Origin of the sequence: Bradyrhizobium symbiodeficiens (genome assembly GCF_002266465.3) — a bacterium.
In the GTDB taxonomy this organism is placed as follows: Bacteria; Pseudomonadota; Alphaproteobacteria; order Rhizobiales; family Xanthobacteraceae; genus Bradyrhizobium; species Bradyrhizobium symbiodeficiens.
Window position 1 is genome coordinate 1,853,602 of the sequence record NZ_CP029427.2, and the last position, 15,362, is coordinate 1,868,963.

At 67.3% G+C, this 15,362-nt stretch carries 13 protein-coding genes; 6 read left to right on the top strand and 7 right to left on the bottom strand.

All coding sequences use genetic code 11. The features are described 5' to 3' along the window. The first annotated feature begins 11 nt into the window (after positions 1 to 11). Positions 12 to 221 (top strand): DUF4170 domain-containing protein, encoded by a 210-nt coding sequence (locus CIT39_RS08480; RefSeq protein ID WP_094975753.1) that lies wholly within the window; start codon positions 12 to 14, stop codon positions 219 to 221. 197 nt (positions 222 to 418) lie between these two features. Further along, complete coding sequence (locus tag CIT39_RS08485) at positions 419 to 973, top strand: hypothetical protein (protein ID WP_094975752.1); 555 nt, start codon at positions 419 to 421, stop codon at positions 971 to 973. Between the two features lie 106 nt (positions 974 to 1,079). Here the strand turns inward: CIT39_RS08485 and CIT39_RS08490 are convergent, their stop codons facing one another. After that, positions 1,080 to 1,976 (bottom strand): metallophosphoesterase family protein, encoded by an 897-nt coding sequence (locus tag CIT39_RS08490; protein WP_094975751.1) that lies wholly within the window; start codon positions 1,974 to 1,976, stop codon positions 1,080 to 1,082. A gap of 92 nt (positions 1,977 to 2,068) precedes the next feature. Between CIT39_RS08490 and CIT39_RS08495 the strand changes: the two genes are divergently transcribed. Genes CIT39_RS08495 through CIT39_RS08510 form a run of 4 tightly spaced genes read left to right on the top strand, consistent with a single transcriptional unit; the run spans position 2,069 to position 5,261 of the window. Next, a complete protein-coding gene (locus CIT39_RS08495) occupies positions 2,069 to 2,560 on the top strand; it encodes an NUDIX domain-containing protein (RefSeq protein WP_094975750.1) in 492 nt (163 codons plus the stop codon). A gap of 42 nt (positions 2,561 to 2,602) precedes the next feature. Next, entirely contained in the window at positions 2,603 to 3,754 is a 1,152-nt protein-coding gene (locus tag CIT39_RS08500; protein WP_094975749.1) for a hypothetical protein, read from the top strand. Next, positions 3,751 to 4,686, top strand: a complete 936-nt coding sequence (locus CIT39_RS08505) for a glycosyltransferase family 2 protein (RefSeq protein ID WP_094975748.1) — start codon at positions 3,751 to 3,753, stop codon at positions 4,684 to 4,686. The genes CIT39_RS08500 and CIT39_RS08505 overlap by 4 nt, the downstream gene beginning before the upstream one ends. A gap of 56 nt (positions 4,687 to 4,742) precedes the next feature. Then, on the top strand, positions 4,743 to 5,261 hold the full coding sequence (locus tag CIT39_RS08510) for a GNAT family N-acetyltransferase (protein ID WP_094975747.1): 519 nt from the start codon (positions 4,743 to 4,745) through the stop codon (positions 5,259 to 5,261). A gap of 121 nt (positions 5,262 to 5,382) precedes the next feature. Here CIT39_RS08510 and CIT39_RS08515 read toward each other — a convergent pair whose 3' ends face one another. The 6 genes from CIT39_RS08515 to CIT39_RS08540 all read right to left on the bottom strand — a co-directional run bounded on the left by CIT39_RS08515 (position 5,383) and on the right by CIT39_RS08540 (position 15,270). Further along, the gene (locus CIT39_RS08515; protein ID WP_094975746.1) at positions 5,383 to 7,752 is read right to left on the bottom strand and encodes a TonB-dependent receptor; all 2,370 of its coding nucleotides are present in this window, start codon (positions 7,750 to 7,752) and stop codon (positions 5,383 to 5,385) included. A 136-nt stretch (positions 7,753 to 7,888) separates the two neighbouring features. Continuing rightward, positions 7,889 to 8,317 carry a DUF2946 domain-containing protein gene (locus CIT39_RS08520; RefSeq protein WP_162308414.1) on the bottom strand — a complete coding sequence of 143 codons (429 nt, stop codon included), beginning with the start codon at positions 8,315 to 8,317 and terminating at the stop codon, positions 7,889 to 7,891. Positions 8,318 to 8,455: 138 nt separating this feature from the next. Next, positions 8,456 to 10,519 carry a hypothetical protein gene (locus tag CIT39_RS08525; protein WP_094975744.1) on the bottom strand — a complete coding sequence of 688 codons (2,064 nt, stop codon included), beginning with the start codon at positions 10,517 to 10,519 and terminating at the stop codon, positions 8,456 to 8,458. Between the two features lie 7 nt (positions 10,520 to 10,526). Next, the gene (locus tag CIT39_RS08530; RefSeq protein WP_094975743.1) at positions 10,527 to 13,331 is read right to left on the bottom strand and encodes a DUF4159 domain-containing protein; all 2,805 of its coding nucleotides are present in this window, start codon (positions 13,329 to 13,331) and stop codon (positions 10,527 to 10,529) included. Beyond that, positions 13,328 to 14,272 (bottom strand): DUF58 domain-containing protein, encoded by a 945-nt coding sequence (locus CIT39_RS08535; RefSeq protein WP_094975742.1) that lies wholly within the window; start codon positions 14,270 to 14,272, stop codon positions 13,328 to 13,330. The genes CIT39_RS08530 and CIT39_RS08535 overlap by 4 nt, the downstream gene beginning before the upstream one ends. Further along, positions 14,272 to 15,270, bottom strand: coding sequence for an AAA family ATPase (locus tag CIT39_RS08540; RefSeq protein WP_094975741.1), 999 nt, complete (start codon positions 15,268 to 15,270; stop codon positions 14,272 to 14,274). Before CIT39_RS08540 ends, CIT39_RS08535 begins: the two co-directional genes overlap by 1 nt. Positions 15,271 to 15,362 lie beyond the last annotated feature (92 nt).

The window sequence follows — 15,362 nt, forward strand, 5'->3', positions numbered from 1 at the left end:
GGAGACTGACAATGACCAAAGGCAGCAATTTCTGGGTGATCGGCGGCGAGTTCGGTTCGATGAACTTCCACAAGCTCGTGGAAGGCTCGGCCCAGGTGCAGGGTCCGTTCAAGACCCGCACGGAAGCCGAGGACGCCTGGCGCACTGTCTCGGAAGAGAACCGCCACAAGGCCGGCGTCCGCTTCTCCATCGTGGAAGAGCCGTCGCGCGTCTCGGCCTGAAGGGCCCGATTGGCGACCTGAATTAAGAAGACGTCCAAGGACGGATGGTCCCATCCAGGCTCTGCCTGGGTGGGACCGTCTGTTTTTGGCACAGGTCAATCGCCTGTGGGTGCCGTAAGTCTCTGGAATTGCGGACCCTTTGCGGAGGGTTTGGTTGCTGATAGGTTAATGGAGGAAAGTCGAGGACGAGGCCGACAATGTCAGAGCCCGAAACCAGCGGGACCCATCCCGGCCAGCCGCGCCCGGTGCGGCTGCGCGACGCGCTGCTGCGCGCGCGGATCGAGGCCGCCGACCGGACCGGCGTCGTCGTCGATCTCAGGGACGCGGAGGTGGCGCGGCTCGAGATCCTCAACGACGCGCTCGATCCCCTGTTCGCGCAGGTGCCCGACAGTATCGACCTGTTCGACCGCGGCATCAGCCAGGGCGATACGCCGAGACTCTGGATCGACGTCGTCGCCCACATCGTGATGGGGCGCGACAAGCGGATGTACCGCTTCGTCCAGGACACCCGCTTCGGCCGCATCGTGCTCGCCGAATCGCATGACACCGTCGTCATCGTCGAGGCCATCACCGATTATGTCGCGCGCCGCATGGTCGAGCGCGAGCAGGCCATGGTGGTTCCGCCCGAACCGAAGCCCGAGGTCGCGCCGCCGCCCCGCCGCTCGCGCCTGTGGCCGTTCGTGTTCGGCTTCGTGTTCGGTGCCGCCGCCTTGTTCGGCCTCGCCGTGCTCGCGGCCCTGCAGAGCTGGTGATCAGTTGCTCTGTCATGCCGGGGCATGCGAAGCATGAGCCTGGAATCCATCGGGCGGCGGTGCATGGCGATGAATGGATTCCGGGCTCGCGCCTGTCGGCGGCGAACTAAATCAACCTCACATGCTTGATCTGCCCGATCTGAAATTCCGTCCCGAGGCTCCGCACCGTCTGCTCGCAGCGCCAGCCGGCATTGTCCTTCTCGATTCTGAACAGGTTATACGCCGCCGCCGGGTAGTGGCCGTGCGCGAGCGCGGAGGCCGAGGGCACGCCGAGCGCGGGAATGTTGCCGTTGGGACCTTCGAACCACATTGTCGAATGAATGTGGTCGTGCCCGTGCAGGATCAGCTCGACGCCGTGGCGCTTGAGCAGCGCCAGCAGTGCGGCCGAATCGGTCATCCGCTTCTGCCGCGCTTCGGACTTGAGGGGATGGTGGACCAGCAGCACGCGAAAGACGTCCTCGGCCGCGAGCCGTTCGAGCACAGTTGCGAGGGCGGCGAGCTGATCGGGTCCGAGCGTGCCCGTCGCCATCAGCGGCAGGGTCGGCACCGCCGTGGACAGGCTGATCAGCGCGAGCGGCCCGCGCCGCCGCACGGATGGGAAGCCGGTGCTGCCGTCGTCGCCGGTGAGATAGGGCGCAAACGTCTCACTGAAGCGATGCGAGGTGGCGCGGACATAGGCATCGTGATTGCCGGGAATCGTGGTGACGCGGTCGGGCGGGCCGACGCTCTCGAGCCAGGCGCGGGCAGGAGCGAACTCGGCTTCCAGCGCGAGGTTGACGAGATCGCCTGTCACCGCGATGTGGTCGGGCGCCTGCGCCTTCATGTCGGTGACCAGCGCGTCGAGCACCTCGCGGCGCTGGTACTTGTGGCGGTTGCGCGTCCAGTTGACGTAGCCGAGCACGCGCTTGCCGGCGAGCTCGATCAGCCGCGGCTTCGGCAAGGGCGCTAGATGCGGATCGGACAGATGGGCGAGCGTGAAGGGGGCCGATATGTTGGGGGTCATGGCGCGCGATTGCCTCGCTATTGCTTTGCTGTAATGGCAAGCTCGCGAGGCCAGTGCAAGCGGGGCCGGGACAGCAGCCTCAAGGAAGCCTGATGGGAGATCGTCTGAACCGCGTTCGACGGAAATTCGAGCCGCTGCTGCTGCGATTCTTCCACGCCTATTTCCTCGTCGTCCGCGGCATGACGCTCGGCGTCCGCGCCGTAGTGCTGGATGCCGAGAATCGGGTGTTTCTGGTCAGGCACAGCTACGTCAGCGGCTGGCACCTGCCCGGCGGCGGCGTCGATTTCGGCGAGACCATGGAGCAGGCGATGCGGCGCGAGCTCAAGGAGGAGGGCGATATCGACCTCACCGGCGAGGCCGTGCTGCACGGTATTTTCCTCAACAGCCACGTCTCCCGCCGCGACCATGTCGCCATCTACGTGGTCAGGCAGTTCAGACAGGATCGCCTGCCCGCGCCCAACCGCGAGATCAGCGAATGCGGGTTCTTCGCGGTCACGGCGTTGCCCGAGGACACCACGCGAGGGACGCGGCTGCGGATCGCCGAAGTGCTGGACGGCGGGCCCCTGATTGCGACGTGGCGCTGAGGGTGGCGTGTGCTAGTAAGCAGCCCGAAAGAGCACCACCGGATGAAGATTGCCAAGTTCGCTTTCGGCCTGATCTGCCTTGCGATCCTCGCCAGCAACATCGTCACGATGTCGCGCTGGAGCGAGGCGCGCGGGGTCTATGACGACATCTGCTATCTCAGGCAGGCGCATCTGTTCCAGCGCCTCGGCATCGGTGGGCTCAACACCAATGCCGCGTTGGACTACGATCATTATTTCGAAGGCAAGCTGAAGGAGATCGCGTTCGCCGAATGGCAGGATCCGATCCGCTGGCCGTGCCACAATCCGATGTCCAGCGGCAAGATCGTGATGCAATATCCGCCAGGCACCGGCTTTCTGCTGGCGCTGTTTCCTGAGGGGCACCAGGTGGTGCCGCTCTACGTTGCCGCGAGCCTGATCGTCTGCGGCCTTGCCCTATCAGGCATTGCCATGGCGCGCACGCTGCCGTCGGTCTTCGGCGCGGGCCTGTTCGGCGCGCTCGCAATCTATCTGATGATCAATCCGGCGAAGGCGAGCTATTCGGTCGCGCCGACGATGGCGCTGTGCGCCGTCGCGGGCTTCCTCACGGCGCTGTGGCTGACCAGGGATAAACGCAGCGCTCTGTTGATTGCGCTGATCGGCGTTCTCCTGGGCGCGTCCGTCAATTTCAGATTGCCGAATGCGCTGCTCGCGGCCGGCTATTTCATCTATCTCGGCATTGCCTTCCTGAAGGTGCGGACGCCGTCAGCCTTCGTGCAGGGGCTCGGCCTCGGCCTCGGCGTTCTCGTCGGCATGGCCCCGACCTTGGTCGCCCAGGCCGTCAATGCCGGCAGCCCGCTGGCCACGACCTATGGCAGTGCCGACGTGGTCGCGCCGGCCTTCGACTTCGCCGTGTTCGGCCATTATCTGCGCGACATGCAGTTCGTGCTGATCGTGCTGGCCATCGGTTCCGCAGCCTGGCTCTTGCGGGTGGGCGAGGGCCGCGTGCGTCAGGTGGCCATCGTCGTCGCCGGCAATCTCATCGTCAACCTCGTGTTCTTCCTCAGCCATCCGATCTTCACGCCCTATTACATCGTGCCGATTGCGATGCTCTCGCTGTGGAGCGTCTCGTTCGCCTGGCTGATGAAGCCGGCGCAGGCGCAGCAGGCCGCGGCGCTCCGGCGCGAGCCGGCAAGCCTCGGAGTGCCGTCGCGATGACCTCAACGCAACTTCGCATCGCGGTGCTGGTGCCCTGCTACAACGAGGAAGCGGCGGTCGCCACCGTCGTTGCCGATTTCCGCAAGGCGCTGCCGTCGGCAGCGATCTACGTCTATGACAACAATTCCCGCGACCGCACCGCGACCGTCGCGCGCGAAGCGGGCGCGATCGTGCGCAGCGAGCGCCGGCAGGGCAAGGGCCACGTCGTGCGCCGCATGTTCGCCGACGTCGAGGCCGACGTCTACGTGCTGGTCGACGGCGATGCGACCTATGATGCGCCGAGCGCATCTCGCATGATCGACCGGCTGCTCGATGATCATCTCGACATGGTGGTCGGTCTTCGCGTCGATCAGGTCCAGGCCGCCTACCGGCTCGGCCACCGCACCGGCAACCGCATGCTGACCGGCTTTCTGGCGTCGACCTTCGGTCACGCTTTCAAGGACATCCTGTCCGGCTACCGCGTGTTCTCGCGCCGCTTCGTCAAATCCTTCCCCGTCCTCTCCGACGGCTTCGAGATCGAGACGGAGCTCGCGGTCTATGCGCTGGAACTGTCGCTGCCGGTCGCCGAGATCGAGACCCCCTATTACGCGCGCCCCGAAGGCTCGTTCTCCAAGCTCAACACCTGGCGCGACGGATTTCGCATCCTCGGCACCATGGTGAAGCTCTACCGTTCGGAGCGGCCGTTGCGCTTCTTCACGGTGATCGGAGGCCTGTTGGCGCTGGCCGCGGTGATCCTCGCGATCCCGATCGTGATTACCTTCATCGAGACCGGCCTCGTGCCGCGCCTCCCGACCGCCGTGCTGTCGATGGGCTTGATGATCATGGCCCTGCTCTCGGTGTCTTCTGGGCTCGTGCTCGACACAGTGACGCGAGGGCGTCGGGAGATGAAGATGCTGGCCTATCTGTCCCAACCGACCTTGAAAAGCAGCTGAGCGCCGTCGCTGCCCGATGGACCGCGCTGCGTTCAGGTGCTATCCCGCGAATTGACATGACCGATCTCTCACTGACCATCCTCCCTGAAGCCGCCGGCGACGCCCAGTCGATCGAGCGGCTGCACGAACGCACCTTCGGTCCCGGCCGCTTCGTGCTCAGCGCCTACCGGATCCGCGAGCACGTCGACCATGTGCTCGAATTGTCCTTCACGGCCCGCATCGGCACGCTGCTGGTCGGCTCGGTCAGGCAATTGCCGGTGCTGGTCGGCGAGACGCCGGCGCTGCTGCTCGGCCCGCTCACGGTCGAGCCGCCGTTCCGCGGCCGCGGTGTCGGCCGTCTGCTGATGGAGCGCGCGCTCAAGGACGCGAAGGCGAAAGATCACCGCCTCGTGCTGCTGGTCGGCGACGAGCCCTATTACAGCCGCGTCGGCTTCAAGCCGGTCCCGAAAGGCCGTGTCACCATGCCCGGCCCGGTCGACGCCGCCCGTATCCTGGTGTTCGAGCTCGTCGACGGCGCCTTCGAAGGCGTGTCGGGCCCGGTCGGCCCCGACTGGAGCAAGGCGCGGGCAGGGTAGGCCAGCCCGCGGCAGTGCGTAGCCCGGATGGAGCGAAGCGCAATCCGGGAAACCTGTTGCTACTGAGGCGCTGCCCCCGGATCTCGCTGCGCTCCATCCGGGCTACGGCGCTCGCAATGGCCTAGAACTTGAAGTTCGCGAACGCCCTGACGCCGATGCCGGGCATCAGCACCTCGTCCTTGGTGTAGGATACGGAGTTGCGGATGTTCTCGTTGAGGAGGTTGTTGCCGACGATGCCGGCCATCATCTCGCGCGCACCGAACCAGTTGCGGTCGAGCTTGGTCTTGTAGCTGACCTCGGCCTTCAACAAATTATAGCCCGCCGTCGGCGTCTCCGCGATCGCAGCGACGTTGTTCTGCGCGAAGGCGTGCAGCAGGTTGACGCGCATCAGCCAGTTGTCGTCGCGCCAGAACACGCCGCCGCCCATCCGCATCGGCGGAATCCGCGGCACGTTGGTGCCGTCGCTGAAGGTGGCGCGGACGAAATCGAACTGGTTCTCGATGCCCCAGATGCCGCCCTGGAAGGCGGCGACGTCGAGCTGCGACTGGAATTCGCCGCCGCGGAAATTGGCATTGCGCTGCGAATACACTGCCTGGTTCAGCTCCGCGCCCGGATTGCCGCAGGATGCGAAGTCGTCGTCGCAGGACACGCCGGTGAGGCGGCGGTAGATGAAATTGTCGAAATGCGTGTAGTAGACGGTCGCCTCGAAGCGGAACGGCCCCGTCGCCCTGCGCACGCCGAGCTCGACCGATTTGGCGGTCTCGATCGTGAGGTTTGGATTGCCGATGTCGAAGGTCGCAGTCGCATCGTGGCCGCCGCGGGAAAACAGCTCGGCCGCCTTCGGCGCGCGCTCGACATATTGCGCGGTGATGCTGCCGACCATGCCGCCGGGCAGGTCCTGCAACAGGCCGATGCTGCCGCTCTTCGGCGTGAACGACGGATTGCGCGCGATGCCCGCCTGCGGCGTGCCGTCGGGCAAATAATCGGCCGGGAAGTCCGGCGTCGTGCCGTGCAGCTCGACATGCTCGATGCGGCCGGCGATCTGCGCCCGCGTCGCCTCGGTAAACATGAACTCGTTGAAGGCGTAGCCGGCAACGCGGTTGCTGTTGTTCGGATCCCATAGGCCGTTGAACAGCGTGCCGGGATTATCCGGGCTCGGCGCGCTCAATTCCTGATGGCCGACCTGGAAGCCCAGCGCCGTCGTCACTTCGGCGAAGCGCGCGTTGAACGGCATCAGCTGCACCTCGGTGCGGATCTCCTGCTCCTTGTTGGTGAAGGTCTGCCTGATGCCGTCGCTGTTGAGGTCGGCTGGATCGGCAAGCCCGATCTCGTTGTGCCGGTAATCGGTCGCACCGGCCCAGAAGCGCACCGCGTCGATCGCGGCGGCGTCGGGATGGTACTCGCCCTTGACGTTGATCTTGGTCTGGTGGCCGTCGATCCGTGTCTGGTGGTCGGCGCCGTCGATGCCGGGGATGTGGTAGAGCGAGTCGTTCTGGGTGATCGACGCGCCGATATAGCCGCCCTGGAAGAAATAGGAGCCGCCGATCGAGGCGCCGTCCGAGCGCGTTGCCGAGTTCGGCTGGCGGCCGTTCACGGCGCGCGTCTGGTCGTTCAGATAGGGATAGCTCGGGATGGAATAGTCCGAGGTCGTGCGGCCATAGGCGTCGGCGTGGAAGGCGAAATTGCCGCCGCCGGTGTCGAGCAGCACGCCGCTCTCGACGCCGCGATCGACTGAAGAGAACGCGGTGCGGGTCTCGGCGGTGACGCAAGGCGAGGTCGCGGCGCTCGCGAGCGGAGCTTTGGTCGGCAGTCCGTAAGCCTGGAATGACGGCGCGCAGGCAGGTAGCGCGTCTGGAATCCGGTTGTTGGTGGCGCTGACGACGCCGCCGATCGAGGTCGAGCCGTAGCGCAGCGCGGCGGGCCCGCGCACCACTTCGATCTGGTTGGTCGCGAGCGGATCGATCGGAACGAAATGATCCTCGCCGAGATCGGAGGCGCCGCTCGCATTGGTGCCGTTCTCGACGATGCCGACGCGGTTGACGTCGAGACCCCGGATGATCGGCCGGCTCGATGCGCCGGGCGCGAAGCTCGATCCGGTGATGCCTGGCTTGGAGAACAGGAGATCGCCGAGCTGGCCGCCGCCCTCGCGGCGGATCTCCTCATTGGGCACCACGGTGACCGTCGCGAACTGGTTGGTCACGACTGACAGCACGCCCTGCTGAGGCGCGGTGGGCACGGAGGCTGCCGGCTCCGCTTCCGCCGTTTGTTGGCGGCTGCGCACCCGCGCGGTCCGCGTGCCGCGGCCGGGATTGCGCGACGGCACCACCGCTCTGCGCACGATGGGGCTCGGCGCCGTCACGGTGACGGCGGGGATTTCGCTCGACGATTTGTCTTGCGCAGGCGTTTGGGCGAAAGCGGGCGTGGCGGCGGCACCGAGCAGGAGCAGGCTTGCTCCGCCAAGACGCTGCGCGCGTCGCGATTGAAATGACATGGTCCTGATTCCAGTCAGGCGCCGTCCGCATGATTGTGTGCTGATCGGAGGCGGCCTGCCGTCGCGGCGCGACGGAATTCGACTTCAACGTCTCCCGGGCACTCTGAGCCCGGGCGTGATCAAGCGATGTTGAGAGTCAGGACGTGGGAGGGGCGCGCGGCTGGAACGCGGTGCGGGCCGATTTGAGATGAAGGAATTCGGCATCGGTGGTGCGGTAGAGCAGCTCGATCGCCTGCGGCAGCAGCAGCACGGGCGGCGTTGCCGATATGACGGTGCCCGCCATCGCGACCACGGCGCAGATCGCGCAATTGTCCTCGCCCGGGTGCTCGCGGTCGGGGCCTGAGGGCGATTGTTTCTGGACCGCGGCACGGTCGTTCGCAGCGCCGCTCTTGGCACTGTTCTTAGTGCTGTCCTTGGCGCCGTCGGTCTGCTGGAACGAGGCCTGGACAAGCGGCGTGGCCTGGGCGAACCAGTGGCTGTGGCCGAACGTCAGCGCGAACTGCACCAGCATCGCGAAGATCGCGAGCCGGGCGCCGTGCCTGATATTCGACCGGAACCACTTCATCTGGAAGAGCCACCCCGCATCGCGAGATATCGCGATGTAACAATATAACATCGCCCGATCGGTCTGCGGATGTCAATCGCACACAGACCGGCCGGCGCCGGTGGCGGGCCGATGTGTCGTTCGAGCAACGGAGCGAGATCAGCGCCCCTCGCGCACCCAGGTCGCGGCGAACGCACCGAGCAGCAGCAATAGCCCGATCAGGCCGGCGAAGATCGGCAGCACGCCGACGCCCTTGACGACGCTGGCGTCGCGCATCCGCACGCCCATCCAGCCGTCGCCGGCAAACACGCTGGCCGAACGCACCGGCAGGATGCGCGGCAGCTCGACGCTGGCGCCATCGACCACGCGCACGGCGTTGCCGCCGGTCGCCTGCGTCAGCGGCTTCAGCGTATCGACGGTGGAGGTGACTTCCGAAAACTCCTTCGGGTTGGTTGGGCCGACATTGATCAGCGCCTTCAGCGTGCCGTCGGTGGCCTGCCACAGGCCGAGTTCGCTTGCGGGAAGGCTGGCGCGCCATTCGCCGGGGTCGCCGGGGCTCAGCGTCAGATCCTGCGACACGCCGGACGGCGAAGTCACGCTCACCGGCTGGACGCTGTCGGCCATGGTCTGGCGCACCACGACGAGGTTCTTGCCCTGCACCTGCAGGCGCAGCGCTTCTTCGTCGAGGTCCGGCTGCTTCATCAGCCAGTGCGACATCCGCCGCAGCAGATCCAGATGCGGGCCGCCGCCCTCATAGCCGCGCGCCCACAGCCAGATGTGGTCGGAGAGCAGAAGTGCGACGCGACCCTCGCCGAAGCGCGACAGGAACAGAAGCGGCTTGCCGTCGGCTCCCGTCATCACCGGCGGGTTGACGGAATTGCGGGTGTCGACGGTGCGGAAGAAACGGCTCCAGCGCGGCGGCTCGGAGGCCGAGCCTTCCAGCCCACGCGTGACGGGGTGGCGTTTGCCGACATCGGACAGATGCGCATAGAACGGCTTCTCGGTGACGCCGACCGGTTCGGCAGGCAGCACCGAATCCAGCGGCGTACGCCAGATGCTGGTGTTGGAGGCGTAGTCGGGGCCGGCCGAGACCAGCACCGCGCCGCCGCCGCGCACATAGCGCGCGATGTTGTCGAAATAGGCGATCGGCAGCACGCCCTGGCGGGCGTAGCGGTCGAAGATGATCAGCTGGAATTCGTTGATTTTCTGCTGGAACAGCTCGCGGGTCGGAAACGCGATCAGCGACAATTCGTTGATCGGCGTGCCGTCCTGCTTCTCCGGCGGACGCAGAATGGTGAAGTGCACGAGATCGACGCTGGCGTCGGACTTGAGCAGATTGCGCCAGGTGCGCTCGCCCGAATGCGGCTCGCCCGAAACCAGCAGCACGCGCAGCTTGTCGCGGACGCCGTCGATGGCGACGACCGCGCGGTTGTTCACGGCCGTCAGCTCTCTCTCGAGCGGCGAGGCCTCGATCTCGACGATGTTGGGACCGGCATGCTTGATGTCGACGCCGACGCTCGCGGCCTGGCCGCTCGAGAGCGTGCGTTCATTGATGACCTCGCCGTCTCGGCGGATCGTGACCTTGGCGCGTTCGCCCGTAACGCCCTGGTCGTCGAGCCGGTAGCTGATGGTCTGGGTCTGGCCGACGATGCCGAAGCGCGGCGCCGCGGTGATCGCGATGCGCCGGTCGCGCTCGTCTTTCTGGCCGGTGATCAGCGCATGCACCGGCGCCTGGAAGCCGAGCGCGGCGGCGTTCGCCGGAATGTCGTGGACGCGGCCATCGGTGATCAGGAACGCGCCGGCGACGCGGTCGACCGGCACGTCCGACAAGGCCGAGGCGAGGGCGCCGAACAGCTTGGTGCCGTCGGTCTCGCCGTCGGCCTGTGCGGCCTCGACGACGCGCACCTCCAGCCCCTTGATCTTCTTCAGGCCGTCGACCAGCGCTTCCTGCGCTTGCGCAGCTTCGCGATTGCGGTTGCCGAAATTCTGGCTCGGGCTCTTGTCGACGACGACGGCGGCCACCGAGGTGAGGGGATCGCGGTCCTCGCGGGTGAAGGAGGGATTGGCGAGCGCCAGCAGGAACAGCGCCAGCGCGGCCACGCGCACCGCCGCGCCGCGCGCGCGCGCCACCAGCAGCACGATCGCGATGACGACGATCGCGGCGAGCGCGATCCACAGCACGATCGCGGGGACAAGCGGTGTGAACGCGATACCGTAGTTCATATCGATCCTATTGCCCCAGCCGTTCGATCAGCGCGGGAGCATGCACCTGGTCGGCCTTGTAATTGCCGGTCAGCGTGTACATCACGATGTTGGCGCCGGCGCGGTAGGCGAATTCACGCTGGCGCGTGTCTCCGCCGGTCACCGGCAGCATGGCCTGGCCGTCGGGCCGCACCGCCCAGGCGCCGGCAAGGTCGTTCGAGGTGATGATGATCGGCGAGACGCCGTCGCCGCCGCGGGCCGGCCGCTGCGCGTTGTCCTCGTCGTCGTCGCGCGGCAGGGCCTCGACCCAGGTCTGGCCGGTGACGAAGCGGCCGGGGAAGTCGCGCAGCAAATAGAAGGTCTTGGTTAGCACGTGCTCGCGCGGCACCGGCTCCAGCTCGGGCACGTCGAGCGACGACAGGATCTCGCGCAGCGTCTGCATCCCCGGGGTCTGCGCGGCGCCGTTGGCGCCGGGCGGCGCTTCGATCGCGTCGCGGGTGTCGAACAGCACGGTGCCGCCCTGCTTCATGTAGGCGTCGATCTTGTTGATGGCGTCCTGCGGCGGCTTGGGCGCGCCCGGCACGATCGGCCAGTAGATCAGCGGGAAGAAGGCGAGTTCGTCGCGCGCGGGATCGATGCCGACGGGATCGCCAGCTTCGAGTGCGGTGCGCTGCGCCAGGAACAGCGTCAGTCCTGATAGCCCGGCCTTGACGATGGAATCGACGTCGGCATTGCCTGTCACGACATAGGCGAGGCGGGTCTGCGACGTCGCCTTCATCGCGAAATCGTCCGTAGCGCTGTCGGCGCGTGACGGCGCGGGCGAGAGTGAGGCGAACAGCAGGCCGAGCACGATCATCGCGGGCGCCGCACGGCGCCGCAGCAGCGCGGCGATCCCGCCGCCGAGCACCGCGACGATGATGGCGTCGACCAGGAATAGCGCCAGCGCCGTCGACAGCAGCCAGCCGCGCAGGTCCCGCGGCTCGGCATTGGTGTAGGTGGCGTGCCGGGCGCGCAGGCCCGTGGTATTCAGCGCGGCGATGCGGTCGGCGCTGGCAAGCGTGTTCACGGCGAGCGGTCCTTCGGCCGGGCCATAGAAGCCCGGCGGATGATCTGACGTGGCGCGGTCGCGGTAATCCGCGGGCAGCGGCTTTGCGGTGGCCGGCGGCGGCCCGAAGGCGCCGAAGCCGTCGAGGATGTGCAGCGGCGCCACCGTCTCAGCGGTCGCCTCGCCGGCGACGCCTGCGCCGGGTTTGGAGGTGTAGCCGGAGATGTCGACCACCCGCCGCAGCATTTCGACGAAGGTGCCTGACATCGGCAGATCCGACCAGCGCATGTCGGCGCTGACGTGGAACAGGCTGACCAGCCCCTTGCCGCGATGCTCGCCGGTCACCAGCGGCGTGCCGTCTTCCAGCGAGGCCCAGCTCTTGGTGGCGAGCACCGCATCGGGCTCGGCCAGCACCTGACGGCTCACGGTCACGTCCTTGGGGACCACGACGCCGGCAAACGGGCCGTCGGCGGCAAAGGAGGCCAGATGCTGCGGCTTCTCCCAGGTCAGGCTGCCGCCGAGCGTGCGGCCGCCCTTGCGCAGCTTGACCGGCACCAGATCGTCTTCGGCCTGCGCTAGCCGGGGGCCTGCGAACCGCACCAGCACGCCGCCCTGATCGATCCAGGCATTGAGGCGCTCGCGCAGCTCCGGCGCGATGGTGCCGACATCGGCGAGGATGATCATCGGCAGCTTCTGGTCCAAGAATTGTGTGATGCCCTGCTGCGGCGAGCCCTTGTCGGCGAGCCTGACGTCGGCGAAGGGCGCCAGCGCGCGGGTGAGGTAGAAGGTCGGCGCCAGCAGCGGCTGCGCGGTCTCGCTGGACGCGCCCGACACGATGCCGATGGCGCGGCGGCGCCAGCGCTTGTCGAGCAGCTGCACCGCGCCGGCGGAGCGCTCGCCCGAGATCTCGAGCCGTGTGATGTCGTTGCGCAGCTCGACCGGCAGATCGAACGCAGCGTCGGTCTCCTTGTCCTGCGGACCGAACGAGAAACGCGCCTCTCCGATCGGCGAAGCCTTCTGATCCAGCGCGCGCACGGTGCCGATCGCGATGCCGCTGTCGGTGCGCAGCACCTTCACCGTCATCTTCGCCGCCGCGTTCTCGGCCGCGACCAGCGCCAGCGGCGAGGAGGTGCCGCCTTCGAAGATGGTCAGGCTGCGATCGCCGATGGTCTTGCCGAGGCCGGCGACGAAGTCCTCGCCGCGGCCGGTGTCGACGCCGTCGGACAGCCAGGCGATCTCGCAATCGCCGGTGGCTTTCAGGAAACGATCGACCGCGGCCAGCGTCTCGACACGATCGATCGAATAGGGCTTTGGCGCGAGCTGCCGCAACGCGACGCGCGCGGCGCCCGCCGGCATCAGGGTGATGTCGCGGTTCGGCTCGGACAGCGGCACCAGCGCGATCGCGCGGCGGTCGTTGTCGGCATTGGCGATCAGCTCGTCGGCGGCCCTGATCCTGACGTCCCAGTGCGACGCCGCGCTCCAGCCGTCGTCGAGCATGATCATCAGCGGCGCCTTGCTGTCGGCTGCGCCCGTTTGCGGATTCCAGATCGGGCCGGCGGCCGCGAAGATGACGAGAGCCGCAGCCAGGAGGCGCAATGCGGTCAGCCACCACGGCGTCCGCGAGGGTGTCTCCTCCCGCGGGGCGATGTCGAACAGCAGGCGCGTCGGCGGAAACTCGATGCGGCGCGGCCGTGGCGGCATGACGCGCAACAGCCACCACAGCACCGGCAGGCTGACGAGGCCGATCAGGAGCAGCGGTTCGGTGAAGGCGAGCGGCAGTCCCATCATGCGGCCGGCCCCGCCTTGATCGTCGTGGTGCGGGCGCCCGATTTGCTCACCTGCATGCCGGCATGCAGGAACAGCAGCAGCTCCGCGGCGGAGCGGTCGGTGGCGTGCGTGGTGAACAGCCAGTCCAGCTTGTTGGTCTCGGCGCGAATCTGGTCGCGGTGCAGCGCCAGCCGCGTGGTGTAATCCTGCGCCCAGCTTTCGGCGCGGCCGGCGGTGATGACGCCGAAGCCTTCCGGCTCGACGAACTCGACGCGGCCGGAATAGGGGAACGATTCCTCGGCGGGATCGACGATCTGCACCAGCGTGCCATGCGCGCCGGAGCCTGAGAGGCCTGCGAGCGTCGTCCTGATCTCCGCGATCGGCGACCAGAAGTCCGACAGCACGATCGTCTCGGCCAGCGCCGCCGGCACGAAGGACGGCGGCAGGCTCAGCCGGTCGGCATCGTCATGCAGCATCGCCTGCGCCATCTTGTCGATGATGCTGCGGCTCGTGGTCGGCGCCATCAGGCCGGGAATGCCGACGCGTTCGCCGCCGGCGACGAGCAACTCGGCCAGCGCGAAGGCGACGATCAGCGTGCGCTCGAGTTTTGACTCGCGCGCGGTCTTCGAGGCGAACGCCATCGACGGCGAACGATCCGGCCAGATCCACACCGTGTGCGAGGCTTCCCATTCGAGCTCGCGGACATAGAGATGGTCGTCGCGCGCCGAGCGGCGCCAATCGACGTTCTGCGCCGGCTCGCCGGAGACGAAGCGGCGGTATTGCCAGAAATTCTCGCCGGAGCCGGCGCGGCGGCGGCCGTGCAGGCCATGGATGACGTTGGCGGCGATGCGGCGGGCTTCGAGCACCAGGCGCGGCAAGGAGGCTGCGAGCGTGCGGCTTTCGCCATCGGCACGTCGGATCGCGATGATCTCCTTCGCTGGGTGCCCGTTCTCCGCTGCCATCAACCGATCCGCGTCTTGAGCTGCTTGATCACGTCCGGAATCGTGCGGCCTTCGGCGCGCGCCTGGAACGTCAGCGCCATACGGTGCTTCAGCACGGGTTCGGCGAGGTCGAGCACGTCGTCGACCGAGGGCGCCAGCCGTCCGTCGATCAGCGCACGCGCGCGCACCGCCAGCATCAGCGATTGGCTGGCGCGCGGGCCGGGGCCCCAGGCGATGAACTTGCCGGCTTCGCCGGCGTCCGAACCCGGGCGGGCCGAGCGCACCAGCGACAGGATCGCCTCCACCACGGAATCGCCGACCGGCAGGCGCCGGATCAGCCGCTGCGCGGTGATCAGCGCGTCCGCCGTCATCGATCCTTTCGCCAGCGTTTCCTCGGCGCCGGTGGTCTCGAACAGGATGCGGCGCTCGGCGTCGCGATCGGGATAGTCGACGTCGATCTCCATCAGGAAACGGTCGAGCTGGGCTTCGGGCAGCGGATAGGTGCCCTCCTGCTCCAGCGGGTTCTGCGTCGCGAGCACGTGGAACGGCTTCGGCAGATCGTGGCGCGCGCCGGCCACCGTGATGTGCTGCTCCTGCATCGCCTGCAGCAGCGCCGATTGCGTGCGCGGGCTGGCGCGGTTGATCTCGTCGGCCATCAGAAGCTGCGCGAACACCGGACCCGAGATGAAGCGGAAGGCGCGCTTGCCTGCGGTGCTCTCGTCCAGCACCTCGGCGCCGAGAATGTCCGACGGCATCAGGTCGGGCGTGAACTGGATGCGCTTGGCATCCAGGCCGAGCGTGACGCCGAGCGTTTCGACCAGCTTGGTCTTGGCAAGGCCGGGCACGCCGATCAGCAGCGCATGGCCGCCGGAAAGGATCGTGACCAGCGTGTTCTCGATCACGCGATCCTGGCCGAAGATGACGGACCCGATCGCATCCTTCGCCGCGCGAATCTGGCTCGACACCTGCTCGGCCGAACGAACGATCCCGTCCTCGAGTTTCTCGACACTCTCCGCCATCAGTCTAGCTCCTTCAGCCCGCCATGCTGCTTGCCTGGGCCGTCATGTCATCGCATTTGGTCATCACGTCAGATCATGGCGCCTATGCTAGA